This window comes from Anaerococcus sp. Marseille-P3625 (genome assembly GCF_900232825.1).
In the GTDB taxonomy this organism is placed as follows: domain Bacteria; phylum Bacillota; class Clostridia; order Tissierellales; family Peptoniphilaceae; genus Anaerococcus.
Genome location: NZ_OCTP01000010.1, coordinates 430,345 through 448,333, shown reverse-complemented (window position 1 = coordinate 448,333; position 17,989 = coordinate 430,345). Strand labels below are relative to the sequence as shown.

Annotated in this window: 15 protein-coding genes; 1 reads left to right on the top strand and 14 read right to left on the bottom strand. The window is 29.1% G+C overall.

Features of this window, described 5'->3' with window-relative positions:
- Window positions 1-9 precede the first annotated feature (9 nt).
- From CS884_RS03465 to rpiB, 8 genes are all read right to left on the bottom strand, one after another.
- Window positions 10-912, bottom strand: coding sequence for a peptidylprolyl isomerase (locus CS884_RS03465; RefSeq protein ID WP_257875745.1), 903 nt, complete (start codon window positions 910-912; stop codon window positions 10-12).
- Window positions 893-1,966, bottom strand: a complete 1,074-nt coding sequence (locus tag CS884_RS03460; RefSeq protein WP_099320676.1) for a peptidylprolyl isomerase — start codon at window positions 1,964-1,966, stop codon at window positions 893-895. The genes CS884_RS03465 and CS884_RS03460 overlap by 20 nt, the downstream gene beginning before the upstream one ends.
- Window positions 1,950-5,456: a transcription-repair coupling factor gene (gene mfd, locus CS884_RS03455; protein WP_099320675.1), complete on the bottom strand. Its 3,507-nt coding sequence runs from the start codon at window positions 5,454-5,456 to the stop codon at window positions 1,950-1,952. Before mfd ends, CS884_RS03460 begins: the two co-directional genes overlap by 17 nt.
- Complete coding sequence (pth, locus tag CS884_RS03450; RefSeq protein WP_099320674.1) at window positions 5,449-6,027, bottom strand: aminoacyl-tRNA hydrolase; 579 nt, start codon at window positions 6,025-6,027, stop codon at window positions 5,449-5,451. The genes mfd and pth overlap by 8 nt, the downstream gene beginning before the upstream one ends.
- A complete protein-coding gene (locus tag CS884_RS03445) occupies window positions 6,028-7,014 on the bottom strand; it encodes a ribose-phosphate pyrophosphokinase (protein ID WP_099320673.1) in 987 nt (328 codons plus the stop codon).
- Entirely contained in the window at window positions 7,014-8,405 is a 1,392-nt protein-coding gene (gene glmU / locus CS884_RS03440) for a bifunctional UDP-N-acetylglucosamine diphosphorylase/glucosamine-1-phosphate N-acetyltransferase GlmU (RefSeq protein WP_099320672.1), read from the bottom strand. Before glmU ends, CS884_RS03445 begins: the two co-directional genes overlap by 1 nt.
- A gap of 8 nt (window positions 8,406-8,413) precedes the next feature.
- Window positions 8,414-9,127 (bottom strand): purine-nucleoside phosphorylase, encoded by a 714-nt coding sequence (gene deoD, locus CS884_RS03435; protein ID WP_099320671.1) that lies wholly within the window; start codon window positions 9,125-9,127, stop codon window positions 8,414-8,416.
- A 73-nt stretch (window positions 9,128-9,200) separates the two neighbouring features.
- The gene (gene rpiB, locus CS884_RS03430; protein ID WP_099320670.1) at window positions 9,201-9,641 is read right to left on the bottom strand and encodes a ribose 5-phosphate isomerase B; all 441 of its coding nucleotides are present in this window, start codon (window positions 9,639-9,641) and stop codon (window positions 9,201-9,203) included.
- A 133-nt stretch (window positions 9,642-9,774) separates the two neighbouring features.
- Here rpiB and murC point away from each other — a divergent pair, with 133 nt between their 5' ends.
- The gene (murC, locus tag CS884_RS03425; protein WP_099320669.1) at window positions 9,775-11,178 is read left to right on the top strand and encodes a UDP-N-acetylmuramate--L-alanine ligase; all 1,404 of its coding nucleotides are present in this window, start codon (window positions 9,775-9,777) and stop codon (window positions 11,176-11,178) included.
- A gap of 62 nt (window positions 11,179-11,240) precedes the next feature.
- Here the strand turns inward: murC and CS884_RS03420 are convergent, their stop codons facing one another.
- Genes CS884_RS03420 through gatA form a run of 6 tightly spaced genes read right to left on the bottom strand, consistent with a single transcriptional unit; the run spans window position 11,241 to window position 17,989 of the window.
- The gene (locus tag CS884_RS03420; protein WP_099320668.1) at window positions 11,241-11,594 is read right to left on the bottom strand and encodes a type II toxin-antitoxin system PemK/MazF family toxin; all 354 of its coding nucleotides are present in this window, start codon (window positions 11,592-11,594) and stop codon (window positions 11,241-11,243) included.
- Window positions 11,584-12,702, bottom strand: coding sequence for an alanine racemase (gene alr, locus CS884_RS03415; protein WP_099320667.1), 1,119 nt, complete (start codon window positions 12,700-12,702; stop codon window positions 11,584-11,586). Before alr ends, CS884_RS03420 begins: the two co-directional genes overlap by 11 nt.
- Before the next feature lie 3 nt (window positions 12,703-12,705).
- Complete coding sequence (locus CS884_RS03410) at window positions 12,706-13,881, bottom strand: NAD(P)H-hydrate dehydratase (protein WP_099320666.1); 1,176 nt, start codon at window positions 13,879-13,881, stop codon at window positions 12,706-12,708.
- Window positions 13,878-15,140: an amidohydrolase gene (locus tag CS884_RS03405; protein WP_099320665.1), complete on the bottom strand. Its 1,263-nt coding sequence runs from the start codon at window positions 15,138-15,140 to the stop codon at window positions 13,878-13,880. The genes CS884_RS03410 and CS884_RS03405 overlap by 4 nt, the downstream gene beginning before the upstream one ends.
- Window positions 15,141-15,161: 21 nt before the next feature.
- Window positions 15,162-16,586, bottom strand: a complete 1,425-nt coding sequence (gene gatB / locus CS884_RS03400; RefSeq protein WP_099320664.1) for an Asp-tRNA(Asn)/Glu-tRNA(Gln) amidotransferase subunit GatB — start codon at window positions 16,584-16,586, stop codon at window positions 15,162-15,164.
- Entirely contained in the window at window positions 16,583-17,989 is a 1,407-nt protein-coding gene (gene gatA / locus CS884_RS03395; RefSeq protein WP_099320663.1) for an Asp-tRNA(Asn)/Glu-tRNA(Gln) amidotransferase subunit GatA, read from the bottom strand. The genes gatB and gatA overlap by 4 nt, the downstream gene beginning before the upstream one ends.

Below are 17,989 nucleotides of genomic sequence, written 5' to 3'. Positions count from 1 at the left end.
AGAGTAAACTTAGATAAAAAGCCTAATTTTAGACTTTTTTGTTAATTTATTTAAATAATCTGTATAAGATTCTTTTAAATAGATATCCTTTAAGTTGATTAATAATTCATTTTCGTTTTCATTATAAGAATTTACTCTCAAAATCATGAATTTTCCATCTTTTTCGAATACTTCACTAATTTCATCTAATTTTTTAACTTTAGCTAATGATAAATATGGATCATCAATATAAACAAATTTACTATTAATTACTTCGTAATTTTTTATTAACTTATCAAGATAAGTTTTGTAATCACTGGCTGATTTTATCTTTGCTTTGGCTTTGTCAGCTTCATATTTGCTATCAAAAACTAAAATATTGTATTTATACATTCTCTGATATTTTTGATTTTTCTTGTAAAATTTTAAAATATCAGAATCTTTAATATTATTATGGGCTAGAAAATAGTCATAATGTTGTTTTCTTATAGAGTCTCTAAATAAGATATCATTAAAATCTTTTTCACTTAATCCTAACGCTGTAAGATTTGCCTTTAATGAGTCCTTACCTCCTAACTCATTTTCAAGCTTAGTTCTTAGATCAGATGCTTTATTATCATCAATTTTAATATCTTTATCTTTAAGATCATTAAGCATAACTTGATCTTTTATTAGAGAGTCTACTAATTCTTTTTCTAAAACCTTGTTATTTGTTTTACCTTTTTCAACTTCTTGATCTAAATAATTTTCACCGTACATTTTTGTATAAAAATTTTGGTAAAATTTTAGTTCTTTTGAATAAAGGTCCTGGCTTATTGCTACGTCGTCAACTAAGGCTACATTTCCTTTATAATCATTTTTATTATTACAAGAAGAAATGGATACAAAGATTAGTGCCGATAGCAAAAATATTTTACTTGTTTTTGTCTTCATCTTTAGATTCTTCAGAATCGTCAGCATCTTCTTTTTTCTCAGTTGAATTTGTATCTTTATTTTCTTCTTCTTTACCAGCTTGATCAGTTGTTGAATCCTGTGCCTTGGTTGAATCTTCTGTTTCTATATTTGCTTTTTCTTTTAATTCGTTTATATAGTCAGAATATTTTTTATTGGCTACAGCTGTCTTTATTTCATCTTTAAAATCATCAATTGAATTTAAGATTTTATCAACTTTGATTATATGATATCCAAATTTAGTTTTTACAGGTTCGCTAATTTCTCCAGCTTTCATTGAAAATGCTTTATCCTCAAATTCTTTAACCATTTGACCTCTAGTGAATTCGCCAAGTTTTCCACCATTATCTTTGTTTTGAGAATCTTTAGAATATTCACTTGCAAGTTTTGCAAAATCCTCGCCCTTATCTAACTTAGATTTTACTTCTTTAGCAGTTGCTTCATCTTCTACTAATATGTGTGAAGCATCTACTTTACTATATTGATCTTTGTTTTCTTCATAATATTTTTTTATCTCTTCATCAGTAACTTCGTTATTTTTTTCAAACCATTCTTTATGTTTTTGATACATTAAATCTTTCTTTACTGTTTCTTTAAACATTTCAACGTCCATGTTATAGTCATCTAACATTTTATCAAATGCTTCTTGTCCACCCATTCTTTGGACAGCTTGCATGAATTGATCTGAAATTTCCTTATCTGTAACTTTGATGTCATTTTTTTTCAAGTCGTCAGATATTAGTTTGTCTTGAACCATCATTTGAACTATTGATTTTTTTAGTTGTTGTTGACTAGCTAACATTGCTCCGTAAAAAGAGATTTCTTTCTTATATTCATCTTTGCTTAAATTTTCTCCATTTACTATTGCAACTACATTATCAGGTAGTTTTTTCTTAGAACTTGCTTCTTTAGAGGTTTCAGTGCTTTCTGTTTTTGTATTTTCTTTTTTGTCTGTTTTGTTACTTGCATTATTACAAGCTGAAAATATCATTGAACTTGTCAATAATAATGCTATTAATTTACTTGATTTTTTCATTTTTACTCCTTATTTTTCTTATTGTATTTAAAAATTCATAAGTATCTAATAATTTTATTTTGCTTGCTGGTAGAATAAATGATGGATTAGTTGATAAATTTATTTTCATCTCAGATTTATAATTTTCGCTGATTTCTTTTAATTCTTCAATAGAAAATAAATCTCTATTATCAAAAAACAAGTTAATACTTGAATTTTTTTCTCTAATTTCTTTAAAACCAGTTTTACTAGCAAGTGATTTTATTAAGGATACATACATTATATTATCCACCATTATCGGAATATCGCCATAAATATCTATCAAATCTTCTACTAATATATCGTAATCGTGAGAATTTTCAATTTTAGCTATTCTTTTATATATTTCTATTTTCTGTGATTGATCACTTATATAGGAATTTGGAATGTATGCATCAACTTTTATGTCGATATAAACATCATTGCTCTTGTTTTCTTTAATTTCTTTCCCTGATGCTTTACTTACAGCCTCTTGAAGAAATTTTACGTATAAATCATACCCTATGGAGCTAACGTGGCCACTTTGACTTTCTCCCAAAAGATTTCCCGCTCCTCTTAATTCCAGATCTTTCATGGCAATTTTATAACCACTTCCAAAATCAGAGAAATCTCTTATTGATTTTAACCTTTTTTCAGAAACTTCTGATAAAACTTTGCCCTTTCTGTAGGTGAAGTAAGCGTAGGATGAACGATTAGACCTACCAATTCTTCCCTTAAGCTGATAGAGTTGAGCAAGCCCCATATTATCAGCATCATAAACTATAAGAGTATTGACATTTGCAATATCCATACCAGTTTCAATGATAGTAGTAGAAAGAAGAATATCTATTTCGCCTAATATAAAATCATTCATGATTGATTCTATTTGCTTAGGAGAAAGCTTTCCATGAATTATTTCTATTCTTGCTTCAGGAATTAAGGTTTTTAGATGATTATAAATACTGGTAATATTGTAAACTCTGTTATAAACAAAATATATCTGTCCATTACGATTTAATTCTTTTTCTATGGCAGATTTTATAATGTTTTCATCATATTCCAAAACGTATGTATTTACCGGCATTCTCTCTTCAGGTGGCTCATCAAGGGTAGATAAATCCCTTATTCCTGCCAAAGACATTTGTAGTGTTCTTGGAATGGGTGTTGCGGATAAAGTTAATACATCAATATTAGTTTTTAATGCTTTTAATTTTTCCTTATCTTTAACACCAAATCTTTGCTCTTCATCTATTATTAAAAGACCAAGTTTATTGAATTTTACATCTTTTGATAACAATCTATGAGTAGCTATTACCATATCGACTTTACCAGATTTTAAGTCTTTAAGTATTTCTTTTTGTTTATTTTTACTTACAAATCTTGAAAGCATTTGAATTTCCACAGGGAAATTTTTAAATCTCTCTTTGCTTGTTTCATAATGCTGATTAGCTAATATTGTAGTTGGCACTAAAAAAGCAACTTGATATCCATCAAGTATTGCTTTAAAAGCTGCTCTTAAAGCTACTTCTGTTTTTCCATAACCAACATCTCCTGTTAAAAGCCTATCCATAGGCCTATCAGTTTGCATATCTTCTTTAATTTCTTCTATGCTTCTAAGTTGACTAATGGTTTCCTCGTAAAAAAATGAATCTTCAAATTCATTTTGCCAAGTAGAATCTTTGCTAAAGGCATGACCTTTTTCTTTGGATCTTTTAGCATAAAGATTAACTAAATCATCAGCAATTTCATCTACCGCTCTTTTTGCTCTTTGTTTTGCTTTTATCCAGCTTTGGCTTCCAAGACTAGAAAGAGCTGGTTTTTCACCCCTATTACCTATGTATTTTGAAACTAAATCCATTTGATCAATTGGAACAAAAACTTTATCATTACCCTTATAATTTATAACAATAAAATCTTTTTGTATATTGTTAACTACTATCTTTTCAAGTCCACTGTATATACCAATTCCATTATTTTCATGAACTACATAATCTCCAATTGTAAGATCTGAATAGTTTATAATATCAGATGATGATAACTTTGATTTTGTTTTTTTATGAAAATTTTTCCTATTTGTTTTATAAATGTTATTTTCATTAAAAACAAATAAATTAGCATCTCTAATATAATAACCATCTTTGGCTTGGATATCTAACAAAGTTAATTTTGTGTCATCAGAAAAAGAAACATCAAAATTTTCTCTATTATTGAATTCTTCTAATAGATTTTGGCTTTTGATAGAATTTGGCAAAAGTGCATAAGCCTTACTATTTACAGGCAAATTAGAAATTGTTTCTATAAACTGACCTAAATTATTATTAAAATGCTCAACTTCTATGGTTTTAAGTTCTGTTAATTGTTTAGGGTAAAATAATTTAGATTTTTTTAAAAGTGATGTAAAATTTATAATGTTAAATTTCTGTATATGTTCATAAATTATTTTAATATCTACAAACAAATTTTTAAAACTTGTAAAGACTTCCCCCCTATCTCTTTGATAGGTTACAGCTTCCAAAAATTCAAGATCAGATTTTTCATTTTGATCATAAATTCTATTGACATCATCAAAAATAAATACTGTGTCTTCTGATAAATAATCTAAAAAGTTTTGATAATTTGTAGCTCTGTATGGATTTATAAGATCAAGATTAGAAATATAGGATCTGTCATTAATAAAATCTAATATTTGCATATACTTATCTTTTAATTTTTGATCAGAGCTAGTTTTGATATTTTTAGATAATTTGCTAATTTCATCAGTGATTAACTTGGTTATTTCTTCAAAATCTTTACTTTCATAAGAAAGCTCATTTGTAGGAGAAATAGTAAATTCATTAATTTTCTCTATCGTCCTTTGGGTAGACTTATCAAAAAACCTTAAAGAATCAATCTCATTATCGAAAAGCTCAATTCTTATAGGATTCTCATAATTTATAGGCCAAATATCAATAATAGAACCACGTTTAGCAAATTCGCCTTTATTTTCTACTAGAGATGATAAAGAGTAGTTTAAATTTATTAATTTTTTTATGAATTCATCTTGGTCTATTTCATCCTCAGAGCTAATTTTAACAAAGTTATTATTAAATTGAGATAAAGTAGTTAGTTTATTTTTTATGGCCTCTAAGGTCGTTATAGTAATGAACTTTTCGCCTTTAGATTGTTTAATTAAAATTTCTAGTCGATTTGCAGAAATTTTTTCATCAATGGATTTTATATTGTAGAAATTAATTTCTCTAGATGGATAAAAAAATGCAACATCCTCAATGCTATTGATTATATTTAAATATTCTTTAGCGATTTTTTCATTTTCTACAAGCAGTACCAGATTTTTATTTAAACTTTCAAAAATCGATAGAACTAAATGCGCTTTTACTCCATCGCTAAGTCCATGAATTTGTATAGGAGATTTTTTAGTGATGTTCTCCTTAATAATATTTAATTGTTCTAAATTATTTAACCTATTAATTAGGAAATTATGATTTTTATTCATCTATTAATTTAATTGAGTTAAACTTATTCATTGCTTTTTCAACTCCACTATCTAAAATCATTTCAACAGCATCGCTTGCCAAAGCAATTTCATCTCTTATAATTTCTACTTCTTTCTCAGTAAATCCACTTAAAACAAAATTAGCCAAATCCATATATTCAGGTTTTTTACCAACAGCTATTTTTATTCTTGGAAAAGAATCATCGACTAAGTTATAAATTATTGATTTCATACCATTATGGCTTCCGGAAGAACCTTTGGCTTTAATACGAATTGTTCCAAAATTTATATCTATATCATCTACTATTACAATTAGCTTATCCATATCAAAATTGTAATAATTCCTCAATTCTCTAATAGCTTCACCTGATGAATTCATATAAGTTTGTGGCTTTATGAGCATGACTTTTTGGCCAGAGATTTCTCCCTGACCATACAAAGACTTAAATTTTAATTTTTTTACTTTGATATCAAATTTTCTACTAAGATAATCAATAGTTAGAAATCCCATATTATGTCTGGTGTTTTCATATTTATCACCAGGATTTCCTAATCCCACTATAAAATACATCTATTCTCCATCATCAAACAAACCAGAAATTGATTCGTAAGTATTTATTCTATGAATTGCTTCAGCCAATAGTGGGCCAACTTCAAGTTGTTTGATTTTATCTAATTGTTTTTCTTTTGGTAGCTGTATAGTATCAGTTATAATTACTTCTTTAACTGAGGAATCTGATAATCTTTCGATAGCTTTGCCAGAAAATACTCCATGAGTTGCAGCTATATAAACATCCTTAGCTCCATTATCAATTAGATAATTTGCAGCATTTGTTATAGTTCCTGCAGTATCAACCATATCATCAACTAAAATTGCATGTTTGCCCTTGAAATCGCCTATTACACTCATAACTTCAGAAACATTTGGTTCTGGTCTTCTTTTTTCTATGATTGCAATTGGTAATTTTAAATAATCTGAAAATGCTCTTGCTCTTCTTACTCCACCTAGATCAGGACTTACCACTACAAATTGATCACCCTTATTATAAGCCATATCAATAAAGTATGATGAAAGAAGTTTGATTGCAGAGAAGTGATCTACTGGTATATCAAAATATCCTTGAATTTGTCCAGCGTGTAAATCCATTGTTATAATTCTATCTGCACCAGCTTGTGTAATTAAATTAGCTACAAGCTTTGCTGTTATTGGCTCACGACCGCGAGTTTTTCTATCTTGTCTAGCATAGCCATAATATGGTATTATTGCGTTTATGTAGCCAGCTGAAGCACGTCTACAAGCATCTATCATTATTAATAATTCCATCAAATTATCATTAGTTGGATAGGAAGTCGGCTGCATTATATAGACATCTTTGCCCCTGATAGACTCGTTTATTTTGATTTTAATTTCTCCATCACTGAATTTCTCGATTTCTGAAGCCCCTAATTCGATTCCCAAAGATTTTGCAACAGAATTTGCTAAATTTAAATTTGCATTACCACTTAATAATTTTAGTTCGCCTCTTTGGATAAAAGCCTTTGCATTACTTGATGTCATTAATTCTCCTTTAATTTTTCTAAATCTCTTTTTCTTTTTTTCTCAGTATAGCCAGCTATATTTTTTTGTTCCGCACGCTCAATGGAAAGCATACCAGAGCCAACATCTTTAGTAATTGTAGATCCTGCGGCAATGTAAGCATCTTTTTCAATGTTTACTGGAGCTACAATATTTGAATTAGAACCTATAAATGCATCATCTCCTACAATTGATCTATGTTTAAATTTACCATCATAATTTACAAAAATCACGCCACAGCCAATATTTATTCCACTTCCAAGATCACAATCTCCAACATAGGCTAAGTGGCCAGCCTTTGTATTATCTCCAACGTTAGAATTTTTAACTTCAACAAAATTACCAATGTGTACATGTTTACCAAGTTTTGCCTTTGGTCTTAAGTGAGAATATGGTCCAACATCTGTATTTTCACCAATGGTGGAATCTTCAATAACAGAATTATCTATTTTTACGCCTTTGTCTAAGGTTGAATTTACAATTCTACTTGATCCTTCAATTATGCAATTTTCATCAATAATAGTTTTTCCTAATAATTTTACTGGTCCACTTATTATTGTATCTTTCCCAATTTTTACTTCTGGATCGATGTATACCATATCAGGTGTTTCTATTATTACACCGTTTAACATATGATTTTCATTTACTCTTTTTTGGATTATTTTACTTGCTTCTGCTAATTCTTTTTTTGTGTTTATTCCATAAAACTCATCAGCATGATCAGCTGTAAATGCCATAACTTTTTTCCCTTCGTTTGATAATATTTCGATACAATCAGTTAAATATAGTTCATTTTGATTGTTTGAAGAATTTAGTTTTTTGATTGATTCTTTAAAATTTGAACCTTTAAAAATATAAATACCAGTGTTTATTTCATCAATATTATTTTGGTTGATATTAAGGTCCTTATGCTCGACAATCCCTATAAATTCTCCCTTATCGTCTCTTATAATTCGTCCATAACTAATCGGATTTACTACTTTTGTAGATAAGACTGAAGCATCGTTATTATTTTCCACGTGATTATTGATGAAATATTTAATTGAGGCTTTTGTAATAAGAGGAATATCGCCGTTTAGAACCAATACTTGATCATTATCTTCAATATAATTTGAAGCTAATGATGCGGCGTATCCTGTGCCATAAGGGTAATTTTCTCCGATTTTTTGCTCTATCACAAGATCATTAGGGAATAATTCTTCAATTTGATTTTTATTTTTCCCAGCTATAATTATGGTTTTAGAATCCTCAAATCTTGAAGCGTCTACAACATATTTAATCATTTCTCTATTTAATAATTTGTGTAAAACTTTTGAGGTTGAAGATTTCATTCTTGTTCCCTCTCCAGCTGCCATTATAATTACTTTTAACATATTTTTTCCTAAGCTATTTCTAAAGCTAAATTCATCATATTTGTGTATGATTTTTCTCTATTTTCGGCACTATCTGCAACTTTTTCAACCAAAGAGTCGCTAATTGTAAATATACCAAGGGCTTTTTTACCATATTTTCTAGCAGTCATATAAAGTCCATAAGTTTCCATTTCTACGCACAAAACTCCATATTTTCTTAAATTATCAAATACTCCATCTGGTAGTTTATTATAAAATTGATCAGAGCTATGAACTTGACCGCAATGAGTTGTATAAGACAATTCATTTGACTTGTTATAGGCTTTAAGCAAAAGATCAAAATCTGGTGTTGGTGAAAAATTAATATTTTCAAATAAATTATCGTTTATTGAACTTTCTGAGCAAGCACTTGTTGCTATAACAATATCATGAAGTTTGATATCTTCTTGCATAGAACCAGCTGTTCCAATTCTAACTATAGTGTCCACATCGTAGAAAGCGAATAACTCATTGTAATAAATCATAGATGATGGTATGCCCATTCCTGAACCCATTACAGAAACTTTTTTTTCTTTGTAGTATCCTGTAAATCCGAGCATTCCACGAGTTTTATTAAATTGTTTAACATTATCTAAAAAATTTTCTGCAATAAATTTTGCTCTGAGTGGATCTCCTGGCATTAGTACTGTGCTTGCAATTTCATCAGGACTTGTTGCCGATATATGGGGTGTTGGTATATTCATATTTTTCTCCTTAAACTAAAATTTACACCTATATTTTATCATTTTTATACAAATTTTAAAGTATTAGAATAGTTTATCTTATCTCTAATTTATTTATCTTATCTACTCTTTTTTGGTGTCTTCCTCCTTCAAATTCTGTCTTGACGAATTCTTCTACAATCATATTAGCTAATTCATTGCCTAATACTCTTGCCCCAATACATAGACAATTTGCATTATTATGAGCTCTACTCATTCTTGCAGAATATGTATCAGAAACGCAAGCTGCTCTAATGCCATCAATCTTATTTGCTGACATACTCATTCCAATGCCTGTGCCACATATTAATATAGCATAATCAGCTTCTTTTGATAAAACTTTTTCGCAAGCTAGCTTCGCATAATCAGGATAATCTACACTTTCATGACCATTTGTCCCTACGTGGATAACAACATGCCCCATAGACTCAATTTTTTCTTTTACAGACTCATATAAATCGATTCCACCATGATCATTTCCTATAACATATTTCATAAAATTTTCCTTTCATTTTTTCTTATTATAGTATAAAATTATGGTATCATAGGATGTTAAACTTTACAAGTTTGATAAAAAAGCATATCATATATTTAATAATGCTAAAAGAATAACTTAATTAGGAGTAATAATGTTTGAATTTAAATTAGATGAACATGAAGTATCTAATGTTCATTTTATAGGAATAGGCGGTATTTCAATGAGCGGTATCGCTGCTTTGTTGTTAAATAAAGGATATAATGTTTCTGGATCTGATAGATCAATGAGTGATATAGTTAAAAATCTTGAAAATCACGGTGCAAAAATTTATATTGGTCAAAGTAAAAATAATATAAATAATCCAGATTTAGTAATTTATACTGATGCTATTTTGGATGATAATGAAGAATTAATAGCTGCAAGAAATCTAGATGTTCCTGTTATAAGCAGAGGAGTTTTTCTAGGAGCCTTGATGAGAAATTATGAAAATTCAATAGCTATTTCCGGTTCTCACGGAAAATCAACAACTACAAGTATGATATCAAAAATTCTTCTAAATTCTAAGGAAAATCCAACAGTTCTTTTAGGCGGCGAACTTGAAGATTTGGAAGGTAACGTTCATGTTGGAGATGAGAAATTCTTGGTAACTGAAGCTTGCGAATATAAGGGAAATATAAGATATTATTTTCCTCAAACTCTAATTGTTCTTAATATTGACCAAGATCATTTAGATTATTATAAAAATCTAGATCATATTGTTGATACTTTCAAAGAATATTTGAGAAATCAAGATGAAAATTCTATTACTATTAGTAATTTAAATGAAGCTAACAACCGATTGATTTTTGATTCTGTTCAAGGAAGACTCATTACTTACGCTCAAGAAAATGACGAAGCTGATTATGTTGCAAAAAATATAAAATTTGACGAAATCGGTAGACCAAATTTTGATTTAAAAATGAAAGATGGTTCTATTGAACACTTTGAACTTGGAGTAATTGGTAGACACAATATAAACAACGCCATGGCTTCAATTATTGCAACCTATGAAAACGGAATTGATATCGAAACTATTAGAAAAAACATCAAAGCTTACAAAGGGCTAAACAGAAGAATGCAAATCTTAGGACATGTTAATGATGCCACTATTATGACTGATTATGGCCATCATCCATCAGAAATTGATGTTACCCTAAAAGCTTTAAGAGAACATACCGATGGAAAATTAGTTTGTATTTGGCAACCTCACACTTACAGCAGAACCAAAACTTTATTTAACGACTTTTTGAAATGCTTTGATGGAGCTGATGAAGTTGTAGTTACTGATATTTACGCTGCAAGAGAAAAATTTGATCCTACAATTCATTCAAAAGATGTGGTTGATGCCTTGGTAAAAAAAGGAGTAAACGCCAAATATTTGGGGACTTTTGAAGAAGCTCGTGATTATGTTTATCAAATTGCTAAACCTTCTGATTTAATAATTACAACAGGTTGTGGAAATCCAGATGTCCTTGCAAAGATGATAGTAAATGATTATATAAAAAACGATAAATAAAATAAGCTGACAACATTTATATACTTTAAAATTTTAAAGATAAATATTTGCTGTCAGCTTTTTTAATAGTCACATTCAATATCTAATGAAATTGCCATAGCTTCATCTATTTTTTGCATAATTGCATTATCAAAGCTTCCAATTTTTTCACGTAGGCGCCTTTTATCAATTGTTCTTAATTGTTCTAGCAAAGCCACACTATTTTTAGGCAGACCAAATTCATTTCCCCTTATTTTTACATGAGTAGGAAGTTTAGCTTTATTAAGTTGGCTAGTGATTGGTGCAATAATAATGGTTGGCGAGTATTTATTTCCCACATCATTTTGTACAATAATTACTGGTCTTACTCCACCTTGCTCGCTACCTACAACTGGAGATAGATCAGCATAAAACAAATCTCCTCTTTTAATTTTCATGGCTAATACCTAAATAATCTACGATTTTCACAACTGAATTATTTTTTATGTAAACTCTTGGCACTCTCATAGAAACTGAGGTCATTAATTCATAAGTAATAGTTGAGATCTTTTCCGCTTCCTTATAAATATCAGGATAGATAATGACTTCATCATCAATATTAACATCTAAAGTACTTACGTCAACCATAAGCTGATCCATGCAAACTCTTCCCAATATTCTGCAATTTTTACCCTTAATGCTAAGTTCGCCTATATTTGAAAATGCTCTAAAAAATCCATCTGCGTAGCCAATTGCGACAGTTGCTACCTTCATTTCAGATGGAGAAATAAATGTTGATCCATAACTAATCGGAGTTCCTTTTTTAATTTTTTTTACAAAAGAAACCTTGGATTTTAAGCTAAAGCATTGACTTAGATCAACATTCGAGTTTTCTCTAAGATAATTAGAAGGATAAATTCCATAGATGGCAATTCCAACTCTAACCATATCTTTTACAGTTTTTTGCTTTATTGCTCCAGCGCTATTTGATAAATGCAAAAATTTAAAGTTAAAATCGTTCTTAATTTGATTAATTATTTTATCATATCTTTGAGCCTGCAAATTCATAAAAGTTTCATCTTCTTCATCTGCACTTGCATAATGACTAAAAGCTGAGATTACATTGATATTTTTTAAATTTTTTAGCTCTCTTATTTTATCAACTTCATAGTCTCTAAATCCTATCCTAGAATGGCCTGTATCTAAAGCTATATGAACGTCTATTTTATTTTTTATGTTTAAATTTATTTTTTTAGCATATTCTAGATCGTAAATAGGAATATCAATATGATATTTTATGCATAAATCAACATCTTTATAAGAAACATAGCCTAGGATAATAATTGGTTTTTTTATTCCGTTTTTTCTTAAAATTAAAGCTTCACTAACTTTAGCTACAGCAAAATAATCTACTTCATTTTCTATATATTGAGCAATTTCAACTGATCCTAAACCATATGCGTTAGCTTTTACAACAGCACAAAACATAGAATTTTTATTTAATTCTTTTATTTTTATTACATTTTCTTTTATAGCATCTAAATTAATAGTTAAATATGTTTCCATCTATCACCTCAAAAGTTTTATTGCTTCTGCTATATTATTTATTATATCGCTAGCCATTAAAGATTCTTCTCCCAATTTAATTTTTGCTATATCTCCAGCTAAAGAATGAATATATACTCCTAAAATTGCAGCATTATAAGGATCTAAATTTTTCATAAATGAAGCTATTATTCCAGTTAGGACATCACCACTTCCTGCTGTTGCCATACCTGGATTTCCAATTTTATTTATGTAAATTTTATTGCCATCAGTAACAATGGTATGATTGCTCTTTAAAACTAAAACTATTTTATGCTCTTTTGCAAATTCTTTTGCAATATTTTCCCTATCTTTATTTATTTCATCGATACTCATATTGGTAAGTCGTGAAAATTCTCCAAAATGTGGCGTTAAGATAATATTATTTCTTTTTTTTATTATACTTAAATCTTTGCTTAAAGCATTTAATCCATCAGCATCTATGACTAAATTTATTTTTGTATTTTGAATTATTTCATCTATTAGTTTGTTTAATCCATCGCCTTTGCCCATACCAGGGCCGATCGCTAATACATCTAAGTCTTTGATTTTTTCTAAAATCTCATTAAATATTTCTTTGCTATAATAAAAATTTTCACAGTCAATAGATTTTATAATCTGTTCATTTGCTTTTATTTGCAAAATAGTGCTTATGGATTTAGGTGCAATTAGATAGCTCAGCCCTGCACCAGAGCGCATTGATGCAAGGCTTGATAGATAAATTGATCCAGCCATTCCAGGACTTCCACCTAAGATGCCAATCCTTCCGTAAGTTCCTTTATGAGTATCAGACTTTCTTTTTTTCAATAAAGACCTAATATTTTTATCTATATCAAAAGAATATAAGTCACTGATTTGGCATACTGCTACTGCATAATCTCCATCATGGCTTATTGAAATTGAGGCATTTGTTTTGACTGAATCTATATAAAGAATTGGAATATTATTTATATGTCTAATTTCTATTTTTTTTCTAATAATACTAGAAATTTTAAGTCCATAAGCTTTTAGGCATGCTTCCTTGGCAGCAAAAATACCAGCTAAGCTTTGACAATAGTTTGCTTTTGAACTTGCATAGTCTAATTCTTCTTTAGTGAAAATTTTTATAATATTTTTTTTAAAAGAAAATCTTTTTATTTCTACAATATCTATACCAATCATAATAACTCTTTATGAATACTTTTTGCTTTTTTGAGTATTTCATCCTCATCTAAATAGGTCAATTTTCCCTTATCAAGTAATAAATCGCCATCAACAAAAACATATTCTATATCTCTTTCGTATGTCGAATAACATACTGAAGCAATAAGCTCATCAGTTGGAAAATGATGTACATTGTTAGTATTTATCATAATTAAATCTGCTTTTTTGCCAGCTTTTATTGTGCCAACAAGCTTATCAATTCCAAGTGCCTTTGCACCATTAATTGTAGCCATTTTTAATACATCGAAAGCTTTTAAATTAGAAGCATCTTTTAATTTGGATAAGAGAGCGCAAATCTCAATTTCTTTTAACATAGACTGTTTATTATTACTAGCCGCAGAATCTGTGCCTAAACACACGTTAATTCCATAATCTAAAAGTCTTGTAACATCTAAAATTCCAGAAGATAATTTTAAATTGCTAGATGGATTATGAACAATTGAAACATTTTTTTCTTTTAGTATAGAAAGATCATTATCGGTAAGATAAACGCCATGAGCTGCTATTGTTTTTTGATCAAATATACCACATTCATCAAAAACTTCTGTTGGAGTTTTGCCATATTTTTTTATACATTCATCATTTTCTATTTTTGTTTCTGATAGGTGAATATGAATAGGCATATTAAATTCTTTAGCTACTTTACTAATTTCCTTTAGATAATTTATAGTGTTTGTATAAATAGCATGAGGGCCTAAAGCTATAAATAATTTATCATCTTTACCATTATATTTTTTAAAAAGATCAATGTTTTCTTTTAATTTTGAAAAATTTTCATCAGGAAAAGTTAAACCTCTCGCAATTAGAGCTCTGAGTTTTGAATTTTCTAAAGCTTTTATAGTTTCTTCTTCAAAAAAATACATATCAGCGAAACTTGTAGTACCAGATTTTATCATTTCTACAAAAGATAAAAGCGAAGCACTGTAAACTATGTCTTCATTTAATTTTTCTTCTGCTGGGAAGATATAATCATTTAACCAGGTCATCAAATCAGTATCATTGCCATAATTTCTAAAATGGCTCATTGCAACATGAGTATGAGAGTTAATGAAGCCTGGCATGGTTAAGTAATTGCTCCCGTCAATTATTCTATCTGCCTTAAAATCATCTAAATGACCTATGGCTTTTATTAGGTCATTTTCTATGTAAATATTAGAAATATTTATTTTTTCATCTTCCATAGACAAAATAGAAGTGTTTTTAATTAATATATTCATTTTTTAAAAAAGGAGTGAAATTCACTCCAATTCTCCTATTTTTTCTTTCAATAAAGCATTAATTTCTTGTGGATTTCCCTTGCCTTTTGTTTTCTTCATAGCTTGACCAACAAGATATCCGAAAGCCCTATCTTTTCCATTTTTAATGTCATCAATAGATTCTTTATTCTCGCTTAAAACTTCATCAACAATACTTGCCAAAAAATTAGAATCAGAAATTTGCAATAAATTTCTTTCTTTGGCTAATTTTTCTGGATCCTCATTACTTTCAAAGATATCTCTAAGAAGTTTTTTTGCAACATTATTGTTAATTTTATTATCTTTAGCTAGATTTATTAGTTTTGCAAAATTTTCTACTGATAATTGCATTGTTGAAGGAGTTTTTTCAGTTTCATTTAATCTTCTTGATAATTCACTTAATATCCAGTTTGCTGTAATTTTTGGATCATTTACTATCTGGTTAGTTTTTTCAAACAATCCTGCAAGTTCTCTATCATTAGCTAGTTGACTTGCATCATATTCGCTCATTTTATAGTCATTTATATATCTTTGTAATTTATCTTTTGGAAGTTCTGGGATTTTATCTTTAATTTCTTTTAAATATTCTTCACTAATAGAAATTTCTGGAATATCTCCTTCGATTGCAAATCTATAATCATTTCCAGTTTCTTTTAAACGCATATGAACAGTTTCAAGCAATTCATCATCCCAACGTCTTGTTTCTTTTACTCCTCTTTCTCCCTTAGCTAATAATTCGATTTGCCTTTTTTGTTCGTATTCCAAGGCATTTTCGATAGCTTTGATGGAGTTTATATTTTTAATTTCTGCTATATTGGTTTTGATATTATTATCTAAATCAACTATATTTATATTTACATCACAGCGCATAGATCCTTCGGCCATAATGCAATCAGAAACTCCCAAAAATCTTAGATTTGATGCTAAGGTTTCAACAAATTCACGCGCTTCTTCTGGTGAATTCATTTCTGGTTTGGTTACTATTTCTATTAAAGGGACGCCAGCTCTGTTATAATCCATCAAAACTTTTCCATCTTCATCGTGGTTAGATTTACCGGTATCTTCTTCCATATGAATTTCTATTAAGCCAATTTTCTTGCCATTTGATAGTTCTATGTAACCTTCTTTTGCAAATGGTTTGTCATATTGAGTTATTTGATAGCCTTTTGTAAGATCTGGATAAAAATATTTCTTCCTATCCATTTTTTGATTTCTATCTATTTGACAATTAAAAGCCATACCAGCTGTCAAAGCTAGTTCAACTGCTCTTTTATTCATTACTGGTAATGCTCCAGGATGGCCTAAACAAACTGGGCAAACATTCGTATTTGGTATTGCTCCAAACTCATTAGCACATCCACAAAACATTTTTGTTTTTGTTGCTAATTCAACGTGGATTTCAAGACCTATTATAGTTTTCGTGTTCATTTTGCCTCCTTGATAAATCTTTGTGCTGCATTTAATATTTTATTATCGTCAAATCTATTGCCTATAAATTGAACAGATCCTGATATGCCATCTCTTACAGGTACAGATATTCCACACATACCGGCAAGATTTACAATTACATTAAAACCATCAGCTTTAAAATCACTAAGTGGATTATCGTTATTTTCTGTGATTTTAGTTGGTAAATTTGTAGTAGTTGGTGTAATAATTAAGTCGTATTCTTCTAATAAGCTTTCAAGTTCTTTTTTGATTAGTGTTCTTAATTGCAGACCTTTTTTATAAACTCTTTGGTTATCACTTGCTGATAAATACATTGTTCCAAGAGCAATTCTTCTTTGAACTTCTTCACCAAAACCTTCTGATCTTGATTTTATAAATAAATAATTTAAGTTATCATAATTTTCAGTTTGATGACCAAATCTTATACCATCAAATCTACTCATATTTGAGGAAACTTCGCTACTCATAACTACATTATAAACTGGGTTGGCAAATTTGGCGTATTTAAAATCAACAGTGTGAATTTCAGCACCTAATTTTTCTAATCTTTCTATGGCTAATTTATAATCTTCTTTTACTATGTCTTCTATACCTTTATATATATCGGCATCTGTACTAATAACACCAATTTTTTTGCCGGCAAAATCATAATCTTCATTTTTAAATTCATAATTTTCCAAAATCGAAGTCATATCTTTAGAGTCTGTTGATGAAGTGATACTAGCTAATAATTTCATGTCTTCAATGTTTTTAGCAAATATTGATACTTGATCAAGGGTATTTGCCATTGAAACTACACCGTATCGACTCATTAAAGAATAAGTTGGTTTATAGCCTAGTATATTTGTATAGGAAGCTGGTCCTCTTACAGAACCACCTGTATCTGTACCAAGAGAAACTAAAACATCACCATTGGAAACTGAAACTGCTGACCCAGATGATGAACCACCTGCTATTCTTTCTGTATCCAAATTATTTTTTACAACGCCAAAGTAAGATGTTCTGGAGCTTGATCCCATGGCAAATTCGTCCATGTTGGTTTTAGCAATAATTATTGCATCTTCATTTAGTAGATTTTCTACTACAGTTGCATTATAAACTGGCGTAAAATCTTCTAGCATTTTTGAAGCGCAAGTCATTCTCATGTTTTTATAAGAAATATTATCTTTTACAGAAATTGGTAATCCAAATAATTTTCCTAATTTTTCGCCATTTTTTAACTTTTCTTCCAAAAACTCAGCTCTTTTAATGCTATCTTCTTCGTTGTAACTAATATAAGCGTTATATTCATTGGCTTTGATTTTTGCTAGAGTTTCTTTTGTATATTCGATTACGGAAATTTCACCTGACTTAAATTTATTTACTAATTCTTCTATATTCAT